Raw genomic sequence first — 15,989 nt, 5'->3', positions numbered from 1 at the left:
GCCGCCATTCGCCTCGGCCTCCTGCAGACTGGCTCCGAATCGATCAAATTGGCTCAGGTGTCGCTGAATTCAAACGTCGGGTTGTGATGCTTTCGTTCCAAGATCTACAGCGCCAGTTGCAACCCGATATCGCTCAGGTGAGTCCAGGGAGTGACCCCTGGGATGTGCTGGTGATGCCATCTCTGAATATGAGCCAGGAGCAGATGGCGCTTGTTGAGGGGGCGCATCATTATGAGGAACGCCAGTTGTTCGAGCTGATCCGCTTGCGGCAGCCACGGGCACGCATGGTGTTTGTCACCAGCAAGCTGCTGCCTGATCTGGTGGTGGATTCTGTCCTGGAGTTGCTGCAAGGGGTGCCGATCTCCCATGCCCGTCAACGCCTGCAGCTGTTCGACACCGATGACGCCAGTCCCCGCCCTCTGGCTGCCAAGTTGCTGGAGCGACCGCGGCTGCTGAAGCGCATCCGCGACAGCTTGCGGCCGGGGCGCAGTTACTTGAGCTGTTACAACGTTGGTGATCTCGAATGCCGCTTATCCGAGGCCTTGCAGCTTCCCCTGATGGGGTGCGATCCGCAGCTGTCCAACTGGGGCCATAAGGCTGGTGGTCGCACCCTGTTCCGTCGCTGCGGGCTCCCCCATCCGGATGGATCGGAGTTGGTGTTTAGCTTCGACGGCCTGCTTGACGCCTGCCTGGATCTGCTGGAGCGCAAGCCAGGGTTGCGCCGGGCGGTGGTGAAGCTCAATCAGGGCTTCAGTGGTGAGGGGAATGCCCGGCTTGAGCTCGAGCCGCTGCAGCTTCACGACTGTTCACCCCAGGAACGCCGTGATCGCCTCAGGCTGGCTTTGGAGACCCTGCCCATGCCTGCGGCTGGATGGCGCAGCCAGCTCCAGGATCAGGGGGCACTGGTGGAGGAATGGCTGGAGGGTGGTGAGGCGATCTCCTCCCCCAGCGTGCAGGGGGTGATCCATCCCGGCGGCCGCGTGGAGGTGCTCTCCACCCATGAGCAGCACCTCGGCGGTGAGTCCGGCCAGGTGTATCTCGGTTGTCAGTTCCCGGCCGATCCGGCCTACCGGCTCGAGTTGCAGCGCTGGGGGCAGGCGGTTGGTGAGGCTCTGGCTGCGCTGGGGGCGTTGGATCATTTCTCGGTGGATGGACTGGCCCGACGGTTCGGCGATCGCTGGGATCTCCAGGCCATTGAGATCAACCTGCGCAAAGGCGGCACCACCCATCCCCATCAGGTGCTGCGCTTTCTCAGCAATGGCCACATGGATGCCACCACCGGTGCCTTCCTGTCTCCCCAGGGCAGTGAGCTGCACTACCTGGCCACAGACAACTTCATGCACCCCCAACTCCGGGGTCTGCTGCCCATGGATCTGATCGATGCTGTGGCTGAGGCCGGTTTGCATTACGACGCCCTCAAGGAGAGCGGAAGCGTGTTTCACCTTCTCGGTTGTCTTTCAGAACACGGCAAGCTGGGGATGACCTGCATCGGCACCACCCTGGCGGAGGCCCGGGAGGTGGATGCCCGCACGCGGGCCCGGCTGCTGGAGATGTGACGCGTTGCTGAGGCCATGACCGGATCAACTCCACCCTTCCCGCCCCCTGACTCCCGGCCCGAGGTGGAACGCCTCAAGGGCTACAGCGCTCCCCTGGAAGGGCGTCGCGGTCTGTTGCGCCTGGATTTCAACGAGAACACGCTGGGCCCCAGCCCGAAGGTGGTGGAGGCGATCCGATCATTCCCTGAGGAACTCATCGCCGTTTATCCGGAATACGACGGACTGCGCGAGGCGTTGATCGCCAATCTGAAGGCGTCGAAGGCGAGCCTTGCCCATCCCCTGGATCCGCAGCAGGTGGGGGTGTTCAACGGCGTGGATGCGGCCATCCATGCCGTGATTCACGCCTATGGGGCTCCCGGGGACACCCTGCTCACCACGAGTCCCACCTTCGGGTACTACGCCCCTTGCGCCGCCATGCAGGGGATGGCGCTCGAGGCGATTCCCCATGGCATGCCGGGGTTCGTGGTTCCTCTGGATGCGCTGCGCTCGGCCCTGACGCGCAAGCCGCGGATTCTGATGCTCTGCAACCCCAACAATCCCACCGGCGCCCGCCTGGCTGCGGATCAGGTGCTGGCCCTCGCAGCGTCTGCCCCGGACACGCTGGTGGTGGTGGATGAGCTCTATGAAGCGTTCACCGGAGACAGCGTGCTGCCCGTCGTCGATTTCCAGACGCAGGCCAATGTGCTGGTGCTGCGGTCTCTCGCCAAGACAGCAGGTCTGGCCGGGCTGCGACTGGGCTTTGCCATTGGCCACCCCGGCGTGGTGGACAGAGTTGGCCGCGTCACCGGTCCCTATGACGTGAACAGCCTGGCGGTGGCGGCGGCGTTTGCGGCCCTGGAGGACCAGGCCTACACCGACGACTATGTGCGGGAAGTGTTACGCGCGCGTGACTGGCTCGTGTCGGAATTGACGCGTTCGCGTGTTGTTTTTCACTGCGACGGGGGCAATTATCTGTTGGTTTGGCCAGAGCGGCCTGCTGATGCGGTGGAGCAGGCTCTGCGCTCTCAGGGAATCCTGGTGCGCTCGATGACCGGCAAGCCCCAGCTCGAGGGTGCCTTGCGGGTGAGCATCGGTACCCTCGAGCAGATGCAGCGGTTCTGGCGGGCTTACAGCAGCATCTGCGCCTGATCCAGGCTCAGCCTCAGCGCATCACATCGATCACGGTGTTGTCGCCCAAGGTCCCAGGCAGGGACAGCGTTGTGCCAACGCGTCGCACTTCTGTTCCCCCCATGGCATCGAGGAAGGGCTGTACGCCTCCTTGGTCGCAACCCTGGGGTGCATCGCCGCTGACGTATTGCACGGGAATCACGCGCCGTGGGTTCAGCTGCCTCACCACCTCGGCGGCTTCCTTGCCGTCGTACACCTTGCCGCCGCCGCCCACGCCGATGATCAGCACATCGGGGCGGCCGAGAAGCACCTTGTCTTCCCCGCTCAGGGGAGCGGCGCTACCACCGAGATGGGCGAAGCTCAAGCCACCCTGCTGCCAGCGCCAGATGGTGGCGTTGCCGAACCGTCGGCCCCCGACACGGTCATGGGGCGCCGCAAATCCCTCAAGGTTGAGCCCACCAACCCGATAGGAGCCGGGCTTCACCAGATACGTCCCTCCCCCGATCCGTGCCCCTTCATCAGGCAGCTCAGAGCTGGCGAGCGTCACGGTGGCGTTCACGCGCGGTTCGCGCAGTCCTTTGGCACAGCCAACGGCCTTGAACGGGTTCACCAGTACCGAGCGTCCCCCTCCGTTGATCAGCAGAGCACTGTGGCCGTAGCTGGTGATGGTCACCCCTGCGGCTCGGACCGCAGGGATGGCGAGTGTGCTGAGCAGGGCCGTCGCCGCCAGTGCCGAGGCCATGCGGCCGGCACTCCGTTGGTGCAGGAGATCGGTCATGGGGGCGTACCGGAGGGCTTTGGAAGCTAGCAGTGCTGCCCGCGACTTTCCGCTTGCTGCAGGAAGTTGGCCAACAGGTTGTGGCCGGCTTCGGTGAGCACGCTTTCAGGGTGGAACTGAACCCCTTGCAGATGGTGGTGGTCGCGGTGGCGCAGGCCCATCACGGTGCCGTCCTCCAGTTCGGCGGTGACCTCAAGGCAGGCCGGCAGGCTGCTGCGTTCCGCGATCAGGCTGTGGTAGCGCGTGGCCGTGAGTGGTTGCGGCAAGCCTGCGAACACCCCTTCCCCACGGTGCTGCACCGGGGATGTTTTGCCATGCATCAGTTCAGGCGCACGGACGATGCGGCCGCCGTAGGCCTGAGCCAGGGCCTGATGGCCCAGGCACACCCCCAGGGTTGGAATCTGCGGAGACAGCTGCTTGAGCACATCCAGGCAAACGCCAGCCTGATCGGGATCTCCTGGCCCAGGGGACAGAAGAATGGCATCGGGCTTGAGTGCGCTGATCGCTGCAACGCTGAGGGCGTCGTTGCGCTCCACCCGCAGTTCGGCGGCCAGAGGATGCTGGGCCGCCAACTCACCGAAATACTGCACCAGGTTGTAGGTGAAGCTGTCGTAGTTATCGATGACGAGGAGCATCGTTCAAAGACTGAGGCGAAGGGTCAGAGGAGGAAGCAGGAGCAACAGGGCGATCAGCAGCGAGCTGATGGCCGCCACCAACACCGCCGCCGCAGCGCAGTCCTTGGCGATTCGCGCCAGAGGATGGAAGCGACGACCGATGGCCAGATCCACCACCGATTCGATCGCCGTGTTGAGCAGCTCAAGCACCAAGACAGCGGCCACGGTGAGCACGAGGACGGCCAGCTGAATGGCCGGCAGTTGAAGCCAGAGCGCGAGGCCAAAGACCACCGAACCGATGCCCACATGGATCCGGAAATTCCTCTGACTGACAAATCCGTAGGCCAGTCCCTGGGCGGCGTAGCGGAAGCTGGCCGGCAGGTCGCCAGCAATGCGCCAGGCGCCTCGTTGGGCAGCGCGATGGGCCTGGTGGGTGCTGCGTTGGCTGATCTCCTCGGACAACGGTGCTCCGTCTTCAGGGTTCAGCAGTGATTTCATCTGCTCTTTCACAGTTGATCTCACCGTGGGATTGAACATTACCGGCCATGGCAAGCAGGCGCTCCTGACAGGCGATCATCGCGTTCAGCGTTGGTTCATCGGGGTGATCCCAGCCCAGGAGATGCAACAGCCCGTGACTGACCAGCCATTGCAGCTCTCGTTCCAGGCTGTGCCCCTGCTCGAGCGCTTGGCGCGCGGCCGTGGGCACGGACACCACGATGTCCCCGAGTTCCAGGGTTGTCGTCTGCTGGAGCGGCATCTCCGATTCAAGTGCTGCAAAAGACAACACATCCGTGGGTTGGGGCAGACCTCGCCAGCGGCCGTTGAGCTCGGCGATCTCTTGATCTCCGGTGAATTGCAGGCCGAGGCTGATCTCCTCACAGGCCGTCAGTTCAGGCACTGTTGGATCGACGCGGTTCTCGCGCAGCGTCTCGAGCCAACGACAGAGGTCGCTCTGCCAGAGCTCAGGGTTCTGCAGCCGCTGCGTTGAGGCCGATCTCCCAAGGCTGTTTACTTGCGCGTCGTCAGCCCCCGTGAAGGCCAGGTCGAGAACGACCGGATCGCACTGACGTGCACTCATTGCGGCAGGGTTGGCCGTCCCAGCCAGGCCACCACCAGGATGAATCCGATGAAGCCGGCAGCGGTGAGTCCGAAGTGGAAGAGGCTTTTGCTTCCTTTGCGCACCATGTTGCGCATCGCCTGTTTGACGAAACTCGGGGGTGGGGTGGTGGATCCTTCCTGCTCGGGCATGGTCAGTTGTCTTCCTCCTGTCCGGGACTGTCCACACCCTGGCGCAGCAACGCTTGGATGAAGGGGTCCAGGTCGCCATCCATCACGCCCTGCACATCGTTGGTTTCCTCCTGGGTGCGCAGATCCTTCACCATCTGGTAGGGGTGAAACACGTAATTTCTGATCTGGTTGCCCCAGGCGGCTTCCACGATGTCGCCGCGGATATCGGCGATCTCAGCAGCACGTTGCTCCTGGGCGATCACCAGCAGCTTGGCCTTGAGAAGGGCCATGGCTTTTTCTTTGTTTTGAAGTTGGGAGCGCTCCTGGGTGCAACGCACGGCCAGGCCCGTGGGGATATGCAGGATGCGCACAGCGGTTTCCACCTTGTTCACGTTCTGACCGCCAGCACCTCCAGACCGTGAGGTTGTGACCTCCAGATCCTTGTCGGGAATGTCGATATCGACATCGTCCTCAAGCTTGGGCATCACCTCCACACCGGCAAAGCTGGTCTGGCGCTTGTCATTCGCGTTGAACGGAGAGATGCGCACCAGGCGATGGGTCCCCTTTTCGTTGCGCAAATAGCCGTAGGCGTAACGCCCCTCAATTTCGATCGTGGCGCTCTTGATTCCCGCTTCTTCTCCTTCGCTGAGTTCGTCCACCGTCACTTTCATGCCACGGTCTTCAGCCCAGCGCGTGTACATGCGCAGGAGCATCTGGGCCCAGTCCTGAGCGTCGGTTCCGCCAGCACCGGCATTAATGGAGAGCACGGCTCCCTCTTTGTCGTACTCACCGCTGAGCAACCGTTCCAGTTCCCAGCGATCCAGGTCGCGGCGCAACTGGGTCAGGCCACTCTGGGCCTCGCCCAGCATGTCGTCGTCGGGCTCTAGGTCGTAAAGCTCAAGCGTGGCCTGAGCATCGGAGACCGCCCCCTGCCAGGTGTCGAGCTGTTGCAGCATCGCCTTCACCTCATCAAGGCGCCGCATCTGCTTCTGCGCGTTCTGCTGGTCGTCCCAGAAGTCAGGCTGCGCCGCGAGTTGTTCGAGGTCCTGCTGCCGAGCGTTCAGTGCAGGAACGTCAAAGACAGTCCTGGGCATGGCCCAGGCGGTCAGTGAGCTCGGAGAGGTCGCGTTTGAAGTCGGTGAGATCGAGCAAAGCTGCTCTAAGGCAAGATTTTCAGACCCTATCTCAGTGAGCGACGCCTCGATTCGGTGGTGGACAAGGCATCCGCTCCAGGGCATCGCTGAGCAGCAGCAGGCGGCTGGCCAGCAACCGTCGCTGCTGGTGCTCCGGGTTGTCGGATCCAGACTCCGTGCCGGCCGGCGTCTGCAACAGGTCCTCCACGGCATCGTTGAGGGCAAGGCGCAGTCGAGACCAGGCGTCGTGGTGTGCACTGGTCTGCATGGCGATGGTCTGTCCCAGGGTTGTCAGGCGCTCGCTGCCCAGGCGCTGCAATCCCTGCACGGATTCACGCAGGGCCGGTGTGAGCACGGGTTGGTGCTGAAGCAGGGCGCTGAGGTCTCTGCAACAGCTCATCACGGTGCTGCAGTGCTGCAGCACCTCCTGGGCCCAGCGCACGCTGTCCTGCCTGCTGCGGGTCACGGATTGTTCGGCGATCAGCTGGGGGAGACTGCGGCGCAGCGCATTGCGGCGCTCGCGAAGGTCCAGGAACAATCGCTCCCGCTCAGGGATGTCGTTGAGGTGGCGGAGGGCATCGGCCAGATCCCCGGTCCAGCTGCAGCATTGCTCTCGCCAACGGCTCACCGACCGCTGGCTGTAGAGATGCCGTGAGATGTAGACGCCGATCAGAACGCCGAGGATGGTCATGGCGGTGCGCCAGAAGGCGTAGTACCACCAGTTGTCGGGATGGTGGAGCAAGCTGCCGGCCACCACGTGGCCGCCCACGATGAATCCACTGCTCAAGCCCGCCGCGAAGCCAAACAGGCGCACCAGGAGCAGGCCGCTGAACACCCTGGCCGGCAGCGGCAGGATCAGGGTGATCCCTGCGGTGATCACCACGGCCAACAAGCCCATCAACGATCCGATCACCCGCTCTCGGCCAGCGATCACTCCACCGCCGAGATCCGCCTCGAGAACCACGAGGATGGCGAGGGCTAAAAACAAGCCTTCGGGAAGGCCGAGCCTGTCCACTGCTGCCAGGGACAGCATCAGCAACACTCCGTTGCGCAGCACCAGCGCCAGTTGCGGCGTTGTGGTCATGCAACCCCTCCAATCGAGGCGAGCTGGCGCAGTGCGTCTCGGCAGCCGTCCGCATCAATCGAGGCCAGCTGCAGCGGGACCCGCTGCCGGGCCACGCCGTGGCGCACGGCCCGTTCCAGCCATTCCTGCCGCTGCTGGGATTCGGGGGTGCCGAGCATGGCGGCCTGATCACTCTTCAGCACGATGCTGCGCAGGCTGCAGTGGGATGCATAGGCACTGATCAATTCCGGAGCCCGTTGCGCCGGCTCCTGATTCAGCAAATCGTGCAGCTGGCCGACTAGCTCCGATTCGCTGCGCTCAAGGCGTTGCAACAGGGGCGTAAACCAGAACAGCCGTTCAACCGCCATCCCGAGCATCAACCCAAGCAGATGCCACCCGGTGCGGTACAGCACGTAGAGGCCGCCCAGGTCCCGGTAATCGGGAATCGCCACCAGAAGCACTGCCATCAGCACTGCATTCATCAAGGTGGCTTGATCCAGCCCCAGTCGCCGACCCAGCAGTTTCACCAGCACGTAGCCGATGCCCACGGCAAGCCAGTTGCTCAACGCTTTGATCAGCATCATCACCACGAGGCCGCCGAACAGGGTGCCCACAACCCTTGCCCGTGCTGCCTTCAACGAGGCTTCCGGGGTGGGCAGGAGGCTGCGGGCCACGCCGTACACCAGATAAAAAGCATCGATTCGGGTGGCTTCAGGCCCTGCAAGCAAGAAGAGACCGGTGGCGAGGAATCCCGCGAACCCCACCTGCAGGGCGTTGCGGATCTGCCGGGCGGATGGTGGGTGGATCGCCATCGCTCCGAAGCGGTCAGCCCTGCATAAGATTCGGGTCCATGATGAGTGCTCCATGCCGAGCGTCGAGATCTACACCTGGCGCACCTGCCCGTTTTGTATCCGCGCCAAGCAGCTGTTGGATCGCAAGGGCGTCACCTACACCGAGTACTCCGTGGATGGTGATGAGCCGGCCCGCGATGCCATGGCTGCACGGGGGAATGGCCGCCGCAGTGTTCCCCAGATCTTCATCGCGGATCAGCACATCGGGGGATGCGACGAACTCCATGCTCTTGAAAGAGCCGGGAAACTTGATGCCCTGCTCTCCTAAGCCACGGATTGACTGGTCTGGTTATGCGCCATCTGTTCGTGCTCGATCCGCTGGAGCGGATCAACCCCGCCAAGGATTCCACGGCGGCGCTGATGCAGGCGGCGTTCCGCGCCTCCCTGGAGGTTTGGGCCTGCACGCCTGCCGATCTCATTGCTCTCGGTGATGAGCCTCTGGCGATGGCAGCCCCGGTCCAGCCCGATCCCTGGGTGAGGGCCGGCGAGCGCGAGCGGTTGCCTCTCAACACCTTCAAGGTGATCTGGATGCGGAAGGATCCGCCCGTGGATGAGGCTTACCTCTATGCCACCCACTTGTTGGATGTGGCTGAACGGGCGGGGGTGTGCGTGCTGAACAGGCCATCCTCTCTGCGCAGCTGGAATGAAAAGCTCGGTGCCTTGCGGTTCAGCCGCTGGATGGCCCCCACCCTGGTCTCAGGTCGGGTTGGAGAACTGCAGGCCTTTGCCGAGGATCAGGGTGACATCGTGCTCAAGCCTCTGGGCGGCAGGGCTGGTCTTGGGGTCATTCGCGTGTCAGCGCAAGCGCCGGGGTTGGGAGCCCTGCTGGAATTGGTCACCGAGCAGGAACGGCTCCCCGTCATGGCGCAGCGTTTTCTTGCCTCGGTGTCCGAAGGCGATAAACGCATTCTTCTGGTGGATGGGGAGCCGTTGGGAGCGATCAATCGTCGTCCCGCTGCCGGGGAGTTCCGCAGCAATCTGGCCGTGGGGGGGCAAGCGGAGGTCACCGAACTCAGCGAACGGGAACGCCAGATCTGTACGGCGCTGGCGCCTGCTTTGCGCGCTGAGGGGTTGTTCTTCGTCGGCATCGATGTGATCGGTGGGATGCTCAGTGAAATCAATGTCACCAGTCCCACCGGGATTCGAGAAGTGGAACGGCTGATGCGGCAGCCCCTCGCTGATCAGGTGATCGAGCGGCTGCAACACCTGCGCTCCTAGTTCGTCACAGGTGCAAAAAGGGAGGAGCGGCCGGACTCGAATCTTGTTGAGATTGCAGGTCCAGCTGGTCAGCCAGCACGGTCAGTTTGAGCGCAACTTCCTGCAGTTCTCGCTCCGCCACCGAACCCCTCACCAGTCCGGCTCCAGCGGTGAGGTCGAGTTGAGAGCCGTGGGCATGGCCGCAGCGGATGGCAACCCGCAGTTCGGCATCACCGGCACTGTCGATCCAGCCGATGGGAGCGGCATACCCTCCGCGCTCGAAGGGTTCAAGGCTGCGCAGCCAGCCCATGGCCTGACGTCTGGGCAGACCGGCCACCGCCGGTGTGGGGTGCAGGGCGCCTGCCAGGGCTAGCGGTAACTGCCCTTCCCCAGCCGCTGTGATCGGTGTGTGGAGATGCATCAAGCGTCCGTGCCGGGCGAGTTGGGGGCGCCTTGGTCTGCGGGGGGTCAGCCCGAGGCTCTTGAGGTGATCGGTGATCGCCTGCACCACCAGCTCATGCTCTCTGCGGTCTTTTTCGGACTTCAGCAGTGATTCCCCGCTGTCGTGCCGACCGGCGGTGCCGGCCAGAGCATCGCTGCGCAACTGTCCGTTGCGCAGGCTGAGCAACCGCTCCGGAGAGGCTCCAAAGAAGGAGTCTTGCGCGTCCCGCTGCCAGAGAAAGCGGCAGCTGCCGGCCTGCTGGTGACGCAAGCGATCCAGCAGCGGCAGGGGATTGAGGGGTGCGCTCAGCTGGATGGATTGCTGCACGGCCAGCACGAGCTTGTGCAGTTCACCGTGAGTCACGAGTTCCAACCCCCGTTCCAGGGCCGACGCATAGCGCGATTCCCAGTCGCCAGGGCGGAGACTGCCGTGCACCGTGTCGGGCCATGGCTCTGGCTGCGGAGGCTGGGCCTGCAATTGCTCGGCCCTGAGCCAAAGCGTTTCGGTCAGCAGCCGAACGTCCTCGGCTTCGTGGGCGACCCCGTGGATCCGCAGCCAGCCCTGGCGCCCCTGCCGACTCAGTTGCCAGCGGGGCAGCACGGCCTGCACGGAGGGAATGCCTCCCTGAGGTTGTTGTTCGCTGGGCTGTTCGAAAAAGGAGAAGGCCAGAAGGATGCGGGATCGGGCTTGGGCCGGTGCATCCGGCGATCCTTCCAAGACCCTGCCCAAGGTGGCATCACAGAACCGCTGGGCCAGCTCGAATCGCTTCGGACCGGCAAGATCCAGATGGTGGCAGCGACCGGATGCGGCCAGGCTCAGACCCGGTGCGCCGTCCCAGAGAAAGCGGAAGGGGTCGCAGGATTCCAGACCTGGCAGGTGCCGCAGGGGGTCGAGGCCGCCGATGGGGACGGCCAGACTCATCACACAGTCCTCACCCTGGCGCTGCTCCCAGGCCTGGAGGGCCTGCTGGAGCCGATCGCCGAAGCGCATCGCCATCGAGCTTGGGAAGGACGCGGCCGACATCCGGGCGGCAGTGTGGAAAGGGTGCTGCTCAAATGTATGAGTCTTGATGAGGACTCCAGGGGTCCAGTCCATGCCAGATCGCCAGGCTGTTGCAACCCTTCACTCCCCGGACGCTGAACGGCAGCGTCTTTGGAAGGCGGCCATCAAGTGGCCGATGTACTCCGTGGCCGTGATGCCGATGCTGCTGGCCCTGGGCTGGAGGATCGGCGCCGGTCTTCCGGTGCGTTGGGGACAGGCCATCGGTTTTCTTGTGGCAGCCGTGTTGTTGCTGCTCTGGGAAAACCTCAGCAACGATCTGTTCGATGCGGACACCGGGGTGGATGTTGAGGGCAAACCCCATTCCGTGGTGGCGCTGCTGGGACAACGACGCCCTGTCCGCCGACTGGCGCATGGCGCCCTGGTGGCCGGGTTGCTGCTGATGGCGGTGATCGCCTCGCGCAGCAGCGTCTGGGTGCTGGCCCTGGTGTTGCTGTGCTGCCTTCTGGGTTACCTCTATCAAGGACCTCCCTTTCGTTTGGGATATCTCGGCCTGGGCGAGCCCCTGTGCTGGATGGCGTTTGGTCCACTGGCCACGGCAGCAGCGCTGATGGTGCTCACGCCGGCGCGGGCTGACGCCGTGACGGTCGGCGTTCCCTGGGCCTCAGCCCTGGCGATCGGTTCGGGTCCTGCGCTTGCCACCACCCTGGTGCTGTTCTGCTCCCACTTCCATCAGGTGGAGACGGATGCGCGTCATGGCAAGCGCTCGCCCGTGGTGCGGATGGGAACGGCCCGCGCTGCGGCGCTCGTGCCCTGGTTCATCGCGGGCACCCTCGCTCTGGAATGGGTGCCGATTCTTGATGGACACTGGCCGCTGACCGCCTTGCTGGGAGGCCTGGGGCTGCCTGCCGCGTCAGCGCTCATCCGTTTGCTGCGCGACCACCACCGGCATCCCGAGAGGATCTCTGGCAGCAAATTCTTGGCCCTGCGCTTCCAGGCGCTCAATGGGTTGGGGCTCAGTCTCGGCCTGGCGATCGGACCCCGGTTCGAGGCCGTGGTTCAGCAGCTGATCTGAGGGCATGACCCTGCAGCTGGTGTTCCGTCCCTATGCCTTCGCTCTCACGCGGCCGCTGGTGACCTCTCGCGGGAGCTGGCAGAAGCGCCGAGGCTGGTTACTCAAGATCGTTTCCCCTGGTTCCGATTCGGCGGGATGGGGGGAGGTCTCTCCGCTCGAGCCTGGCGAGCAACGCTGCTGTGAGCGCGTGCTCAGCGCTTGGAGCCTGCAGCTGTGCCGCTCCCGCGGGGAGTTGGAGGCGCTGCTGCCGACCCTTCCCGGCGCCCTGGCCTTTGCGATCGGAGCTGCCCTGGCCGAGCTCGACGGTGTGGTGGGTGATGCCCATGGTCCGTGTTGGTGCCCTCCGCCGCAATCGGCCCAACTGCTCCCGGCGGGTCATGCCATGCCCGCAGCGCTTGAGGCCCTGCTCGCGCAGCGCGGAGAGGCTTCGGGCGACTCGTGCGGGGTGGCGCCGCTCACGTTGAAGTGGAAAGTGGCTGCTGCTGAGCCGGCTTTGGAGTGGCAGCTTTTCGGCCTGCTTCTCGAGCGTCTCCCCAACGAGGCTCGCCTGCGTCTGGATGCCAATGGCGGCTGGGACCGGGACACTGCTGACCGCTGGGCCGATGCCGTCGAGGGCGATCCGCGTCTGGACTGGCTGGAGCAACCGCTGGCGGCCCATGATCTGGAGGGGTTGTTGCGGTTAGGGGAGAGGGTCCCCGTGGCGTTGGATGAATCTCTGGCCCAGAACCCTGAGCTTCGTGAGCAGTGGCCGGGTTGGCAGGTTCGGCGTCCGCTGTTGGAGGGTGATCCGAGACCCTTGCTTCAGGATCTGCAGCGAGGACGTCCGAAGCTGATGCTGAGTACGGCGTTTGAAACCGGCATCGGTGCGCGCTGGCTGGCTCTGCTGGCCCAGGTGCAACAGCAGGGCCCCACACCGGTTGCCCCCGGCTTGGCACCGGGGTGGACCCCTTCAGGACCGTTGTTCGCCTCTGATCCTGAGCAGGTCTGGGCTCAGGCGGCGGAGGCAATGCCATGACCTCTGCTGTCGCCGTGCTGTGCGATCCCCTGAACCCTGAGGACACCGCCATCCGCCTGCAGGAGGTTCTCGGTCAGGGACAGTGGGTGCGGCTGCTCGGCCGTGAGTCCTCGGCGGATCCGGCTGACCTGCATCTGGGGGCTGCTCGGTCGCCAGAAGGCCCTGGGCTGGTGTTGTCCACGGGAGGCAGCACCGGCGGGCGCTCCCTCTGCCTGCATCCCGTTGGCAATCTCGAGCGCTCGGCTCAGGCCACTGCCCAGTGGCTTCGCTGCATCAGCATCGACCCCACCACGGCCTTGGTCTGGAATCCGCTCCCGTTTCAGCATGTGAGTGGCTTCATGCCCTGGTGGCGGGCACGCCAGTGGAACTCTGCCCATCGCTGGCTGGCCTCCGAGCTGATGAAACATCCGGCTCGACTGCTGGAGTGGAGTGTGCAGAATTCTGGCTGGCGGCAGCGGCCGATGCTGCTGTCGCTTGTTCCCACCCAGCTGCGCCGTTTGCTGGCCCACCCCGACGGTTGTTGTTGGCTGCAGGCCATGGATGTGATCTGGGTTGGCGGGGCAGGCTTGCCCGAGGATCTGGCTGCCGCTTCGCGCGCGATCGGTTTGAAGCTGGCTCCCTGTTACGGCGCAACCGAAACCGCTGCGATGGTCACGGCCCAACAGCCCCGGGATTTTCTCAAGGGCGGCGATGGTTGTGGTCAGCCCCTTGAGGGCGTTGAGCTCAAGGTGAATGGGGATGGAGCCCTGGCTGTGCGTTGTGATCGCTTGGCCCTGGCCAGGGTCGACTCTGCCGGCAGCTTGCATCCGCTCTCCGATCGTGCGGGCTGGTGGTGGAGCGGTGATCGGGCCCGGCTTGTTGAAACAGACGGTCAGCCACACCTGCATGTGGTGGGGCGCCTGGATGGCGCGATCCTCACGGGTGGGGTCACCGTGTTTCCCGCTCAGCTCGAGGAACGCTTGCTGGTGATGGCTGAGCATGAAGGCCTGCCGCTCGCCGCGGTCTTGATGCTCGGGGAACCGCAGCTGGAGTGGGGCGAGCAGCTGGTTGCCCTGTTTCGTTGGTCGATCAGCGGCGGGTGCGAGCCTCCGCTGGAGTCTCTGATCGCTTTGGTGTGCGACTGGCCTGCCGCGGAACGTCCGAGGCGTTGGCTGCATTGTCCGGATCTGGAGCCCACTGCGGCCGGCAAGTGGGAGCGTCAGCGTTGGCGCGACTGGCTGGCGTTGCAGCGCTAGCAAGCTGTTGTTCTTGTTGTTCGGAAGGGCCCTCAGAGCTCGCTGATCCGGCCGATCAGAGAGGCTTCCAGCCAACGTTCCATGGCCTCGGGCAAGGCACAGCGGCGGCGTGTTTCCGTGCTGATGGCCACGTGCCGGATCCAGCCATGGGCGACATCCTGTTGCCCCAGCAGAAAGCGGTGGTGCACCTCAAAGCTGCTGGGATCCAGGCGTTGCGGGCTGAGATGCACCCTGAGTTGATCGCCGCCATGCACTGGCCTGAGAAAGTCGGCACGACAGTGCACCACCGGTAGGGCAATCGCTGGCCATTGCTCCTGGCCGCGGCAGCCTGGAAACACAGCATGGGCTTCTAGGCCATAACGCTCAAGGCTCTCCTCCCAGGCCTCATGGCACCAGCGCAACAGCTGATGGAAATGCATCACACCAGCAGCATCGGTGTCGCCGAAGCGCACCTTTTTTGTCAATTTGAGCCAGCTGGAGGAATCAGCGATCAACGGATCCCATGATCACGTCGATCGATCCCAGGATCGCCATGATGTCGGCCACCTTGTGTCCCTTGAGGATGTGGGGAAGGATCTGAAGATTGTTGCTGTCAGCGGCCCGGATTTTGAAACGCCAGGGAGTGACGTCGTTGTTTCCCTGAATGAAAATTCCGATCTCCCCTTTGCCTGATTCCAGGCGGGTGTAGAGCTCACCGTTCGGAATCTTGAAGGTGGGGGCGACTTTCTTGGCCACGTATTGGTAATCGAAGCCTGCGAATTCGCTGTCTTTGCCCTCGGCCATGCGCCGGGCTTCTACGTTTTCCGTGGGTCCACCGGGGATCATGTCGCAGGCTTGACGCAGGATCTTCAGGGACTGGCGCATCTCCTCAATGCGCACCCGATAACGCGCGAAGCAGTCGCCTTCCTTCTCCCAGGCCACATCCCAATCGAAGTCGTCGTAGCACTCGTAGTGATCCACCTTGCGCAGATCCCAGGGCACACCTGAGGCACGCAGCATCGGCCCAGACAAGCTCCAGTTGATGGCTTCCTCTTTCCCGATCACGCCCAGGCCTTCGATGCGACGGCGGAAGATCGGGTTGTTGGTGATCAGCTTTTCGTATTCATCGATCTTGGGGCCGAACCAGTCGCAGAAATCACTGCATTTCTCCAGCCAGCCCCAGGGAAGATCGGCGGCGACTCCGCCGATGCGGAAATAGTTGTTGTTGATCAGCCGCTGGCCGGTGGCGGCTTCCCAGAGGTCGTAGATCATCTCCCTTTCCCGGAAGATGTAGAAGAACGGGGTCTGAGCGCCCACATCAGCGAGGAAGGGACCAAGCCAGAGCAGGTGATTGGCGATCCGGTTCAGTTCGAGCATCAGCACCCGGATGTAGCTGGCGCGCTTGGGTACGGGGATGTCCGCCAGTTTCTCCGGGGCGTTGACCACAACGGCCTCGTAGAACATCCCTGCCGCGTAGTCCATGCGGCTCACGTATGGCACGAACATCACGTTCGTGCGGTTCTCGGCAATCTTCTCCATGCCGCGGTGGAGGTAACCGATCACCGGTTCGCAATCCACCACGTCCTCGCCGTCGAGGGTCACCACCAGCCGCAATACCCCGTGCATGGAGGGGTGATGGGGGCCGAAGTTGACCACCATCGGCTCCGTGCGCGTTTCCAGCTGCGTCATGGGGCCGGTACAAAACATTCGTGCTGGGA

Annotated in this window: 18 protein-coding genes; 7 read left to right on the top strand and 11 right to left on the bottom strand. The window is 63.9% G+C overall.

Features of this window, described 5'->3' with window-relative positions:
* Positions 1–86 precede the first annotated feature (86 nt).
* Together SynBMKMC1_RS13435 and SynBMKMC1_RS13430 are read left to right on the top strand one after the other, a co-directional pair.
* Positions 87–1,556 carry a peptide ligase PGM1-related protein gene (locus SynBMKMC1_RS13435; protein WP_255486213.1) on the top strand — a complete coding sequence of 490 codons (1,470 nt, stop codon included), beginning with the start codon at positions 87–89 and terminating at the stop codon, positions 1,554–1,556.
* A 15-nt stretch (positions 1,557–1,571) separates the two neighbouring features.
* Positions 1,572–2,684: a histidinol-phosphate transaminase gene (locus SynBMKMC1_RS13430; protein WP_186472090.1), complete on the top strand. Its 1,113-nt coding sequence runs from the start codon at positions 1,572–1,574 to the stop codon at positions 2,682–2,684.
* Positions 2,685–2,697: 13 nt separating this feature from the next.
* Here the strand turns inward: SynBMKMC1_RS13430 and SynBMKMC1_RS13425 are convergent, their stop codons facing one another.
* The 8 genes from SynBMKMC1_RS13425 to SynBMKMC1_RS13390 all read right to left on the bottom strand — a co-directional run bounded on the left by SynBMKMC1_RS13425 (position 2,698) and on the right by SynBMKMC1_RS13390 (position 8,290).
* A complete protein-coding gene (locus SynBMKMC1_RS13425) occupies positions 2,698–3,441 on the bottom strand; it encodes an MBL fold metallo-hydrolase (protein WP_186472089.1) in 744 nt (247 codons plus the stop codon).
* Positions 3,442–3,467: 26 nt separating this feature from the next.
* Positions 3,468–4,076, bottom strand: a complete 609-nt coding sequence (locus SynBMKMC1_RS13420) for an aminodeoxychorismate/anthranilate synthase component II (RefSeq protein ID WP_186472088.1) — start codon at positions 4,074–4,076, stop codon at positions 3,468–3,470.
* A gap of 3 nt (positions 4,077–4,079) precedes the next feature.
* Positions 4,080–4,553, bottom strand: a complete 474-nt coding sequence (locus SynBMKMC1_RS13415) for a diacylglycerol kinase family protein (protein WP_011934215.1) — start codon at positions 4,551–4,553, stop codon at positions 4,080–4,082.
* Positions 4,531–5,133 carry an rRNA maturation RNase YbeY gene (gene ybeY, locus SynBMKMC1_RS13410; RefSeq protein WP_011934214.1) on the bottom strand — a complete coding sequence of 201 codons (603 nt, stop codon included), beginning with the start codon at positions 5,131–5,133 and terminating at the stop codon, positions 4,531–4,533. Before ybeY ends, SynBMKMC1_RS13415 begins: the two co-directional genes overlap by 23 nt.
* A complete protein-coding gene (locus SynBMKMC1_RS13405; RefSeq protein WP_011934213.1) occupies positions 5,130–5,303 on the bottom strand; it encodes a DUF3285 domain-containing protein in 174 nt (57 codons plus the stop codon). Before SynBMKMC1_RS13405 ends, ybeY begins: the two co-directional genes overlap by 4 nt.
* 2 nt (positions 5,304–5,305) lie before the next feature.
* A protein-coding gene (gene prfB / locus SynBMKMC1_RS13400; RefSeq protein WP_186472087.1) for a peptide chain release factor 2 occupies positions 5,306–6,434 on the bottom strand; the annotation gives its coding sequence in 2 pieces (ribosomal slippage) (positions 5,306–6,358 and positions 6,360–6,434; 1,128 coding nt in all).
* 33 nt (positions 6,435–6,467) lie between these two features.
* Positions 6,468–7,499 carry an aromatic acid exporter family protein gene (locus tag SynBMKMC1_RS13395; protein WP_186472086.1) on the bottom strand — a complete coding sequence of 344 codons (1,032 nt, stop codon included), beginning with the start codon at positions 7,497–7,499 and terminating at the stop codon, positions 6,468–6,470.
* Positions 7,496–8,290: an FUSC family protein gene (locus SynBMKMC1_RS13390; RefSeq protein WP_186472085.1), complete on the bottom strand. Its 795-nt coding sequence runs from the start codon at positions 8,288–8,290 to the stop codon at positions 7,496–7,498. Before SynBMKMC1_RS13390 ends, SynBMKMC1_RS13395 begins: the two co-directional genes overlap by 4 nt.
* A 52-nt stretch (positions 8,291–8,342) precedes the next feature.
* Here SynBMKMC1_RS13390 and grxC point away from each other — a divergent pair, with 52 nt between their 5' ends.
* The gene (grxC, locus tag SynBMKMC1_RS13385; protein WP_186472084.1) at positions 8,343–8,597 is read left to right on the top strand and encodes a glutaredoxin 3; all 255 of its coding nucleotides are present in this window, start codon (positions 8,343–8,345) and stop codon (positions 8,595–8,597) included.
* A gap of 23 nt (positions 8,598–8,620) precedes the next feature.
* Positions 8,621–9,547, top strand: a complete 927-nt coding sequence (gene gshB / locus SynBMKMC1_RS13380; RefSeq protein ID WP_186473479.1) for a glutathione synthase — start codon at positions 8,621–8,623, stop codon at positions 9,545–9,547.
* A gap of 4 nt (positions 9,548–9,551) precedes the next feature.
* On the opposite strand, the gene SynBMKMC1_RS13375 is transcribed toward gshB, so the two are convergent.
* Complete coding sequence (locus tag SynBMKMC1_RS13375) at positions 9,552–10,991, bottom strand: isochorismate synthase MenF (RefSeq protein ID WP_186472083.1); 1,440 nt, start codon at positions 10,989–10,991, stop codon at positions 9,552–9,554.
* A 70-nt stretch (positions 10,992–11,061) separates the two neighbouring features.
* Here SynBMKMC1_RS13375 and menA point away from each other — a divergent pair, with 70 nt between their 5' ends.
* The 3 genes from menA to SynBMKMC1_RS13360 are packed head-to-tail and all read left to right on the top strand — an operon-like array spanning position 11,062 to position 14,292.
* Positions 11,062–12,042, top strand: coding sequence for a 2-carboxy-1,4-naphthoquinone phytyltransferase (menA, locus tag SynBMKMC1_RS13370; RefSeq protein ID WP_186472082.1), 981 nt, complete (start codon positions 11,062–11,064; stop codon positions 12,040–12,042).
* Between the two features lie 4 nt (positions 12,043–12,046).
* A complete protein-coding gene (gene menC, locus SynBMKMC1_RS13365) occupies positions 12,047–13,057 on the top strand; it encodes an o-succinylbenzoate synthase (RefSeq protein ID WP_186472081.1) in 1,011 nt (336 codons plus the stop codon).
* The gene (locus tag SynBMKMC1_RS13360; protein WP_186472080.1) at positions 13,054–14,292 is read left to right on the top strand and encodes an AMP-binding protein; all 1,239 of its coding nucleotides are present in this window, start codon (positions 13,054–13,056) and stop codon (positions 14,290–14,292) included. Before menC ends, SynBMKMC1_RS13360 begins: the two co-directional genes overlap by 4 nt.
* A 32-nt stretch (positions 14,293–14,324) precedes the next feature.
* Here the strand turns inward: SynBMKMC1_RS13360 and SynBMKMC1_RS13355 are convergent, their stop codons facing one another.
* Both SynBMKMC1_RS13355 and SynBMKMC1_RS13350 read right to left on the bottom strand, forming a co-directional pair.
* Positions 14,325–14,786: a thioesterase family protein gene (locus SynBMKMC1_RS13355; RefSeq protein ID WP_186472079.1), complete on the bottom strand. Its 462-nt coding sequence runs from the start codon at positions 14,784–14,786 to the stop codon at positions 14,325–14,327.
* On the bottom strand, positions 14,776–15,960 hold the full coding sequence (locus tag SynBMKMC1_RS13350) for an NAD(P)H-quinone oxidoreductase subunit H (protein WP_186472078.1): 1,185 nt from the start codon (positions 15,958–15,960) through the stop codon (positions 14,776–14,778). The genes SynBMKMC1_RS13355 and SynBMKMC1_RS13350 overlap by 11 nt, the downstream gene beginning before the upstream one ends.
* Between the last annotated feature and the right edge of the window lie 29 nt (positions 15,961–15,989).

Origin of the sequence: Synechococcus sp. BMK-MC-1 (genome assembly GCF_014279955.1) — a bacterium.
Lineage (GTDB): Bacteria > Cyanobacteriota > Cyanobacteriia > PCC-6307 > Cyanobiaceae > Synechococcus_C.
Note: the sequence above shows the minus strand (reverse complement) of the source record. Positions and strands in the feature narration are given on the sequence as shown.

Excerpts from the sequence above, each read along its gene's own strand:
- SynBMKMC1_RS13430 (WP_186472090.1), top strand. The coding sequence starts at position 1,572 with ATGACCGGATCAACTCCACCCTTCCCGCCCCCTGACTCCCGGCCCGAG.
- SynBMKMC1_RS13415 (WP_011934215.1), bottom strand. The coding sequence starts at position 4,553 with ATGAAATCACTGCTGAACCCTGAAGACGGAGCACCGTTGTCCGAGGAG.
- ybeY (WP_011934214.1), bottom strand. The coding sequence starts at position 5,133 with ATGAGTGCACGTCAGTGCGATCCGGTCGTTCTCGACCTGGCCTTCACG.
- SynBMKMC1_RS13395 (WP_186472086.1), bottom strand. The coding sequence starts at position 7,499 with ATGACCACAACGCCGCAACTGGCGCTGGTGCTGCGCAACGGAGTGTTG.
- grxC (WP_186472084.1), top strand. The coding sequence starts at position 8,343 with ATGCCGAGCGTCGAGATCTACACCTGGCGCACCTGCCCGTTTTGTATC.
- SynBMKMC1_RS13375 (WP_186472083.1), bottom strand. The coding sequence starts at position 10,991 with ATGTCGGCCGCGTCCTTCCCAAGCTCGATGGCGATGCGCTTCGGCGAT.
- SynBMKMC1_RS13350 (WP_186472078.1), bottom strand. The coding sequence starts at position 15,960 with ATGACGCAGCTGGAAACGCGCACGGAGCCGATGGTGGTCAACTTCGGC.
- SynBMKMC1_RS13360 (WP_186472080.1), top strand. The coding sequence starts at position 13,054 with ATGACCTCTGCTGTCGCCGTGCTGTGCGATCCCCTGAACCCTGAGGAC.
- gshB (WP_186473479.1), top strand. The coding sequence starts at position 8,621 with ATGCGCCATCTGTTCGTGCTCGATCCGCTGGAGCGGATCAACCCCGCC.
- SynBMKMC1_RS13435 (WP_255486213.1), top strand. The coding sequence starts at position 87 with ATGCTTTCGTTCCAAGATCTACAGCGCCAGTTGCAACCCGATATCGCT.
- SynBMKMC1_RS13405 (WP_011934213.1), bottom strand. The coding sequence starts at position 5,303 with ATGCCCGAGCAGGAAGGATCCACCACCCCACCCCCGAGTTTCGTCAAA.
- menC (WP_186472081.1), top strand. The coding sequence starts at position 12,047 with ATGACCCTGCAGCTGGTGTTCCGTCCCTATGCCTTCGCTCTCACGCGG.
- menA (WP_186472082.1), top strand. The coding sequence starts at position 11,062 with ATGCCAGATCGCCAGGCTGTTGCAACCCTTCACTCCCCGGACGCTGAA.
- SynBMKMC1_RS13425 (WP_186472089.1), bottom strand. The coding sequence starts at position 3,441 with ATGACCGATCTCCTGCACCAACGGAGTGCCGGCCGCATGGCCTCGGCA.
- SynBMKMC1_RS13420 (WP_186472088.1), bottom strand. The coding sequence starts at position 4,076 with ATGCTCCTCGTCATCGATAACTACGACAGCTTCACCTACAACCTGGTG.
- SynBMKMC1_RS13390 (WP_186472085.1), bottom strand. The coding sequence starts at position 8,290 with ATGGCGATCCACCCACCATCCGCCCGGCAGATCCGCAACGCCCTGCAG.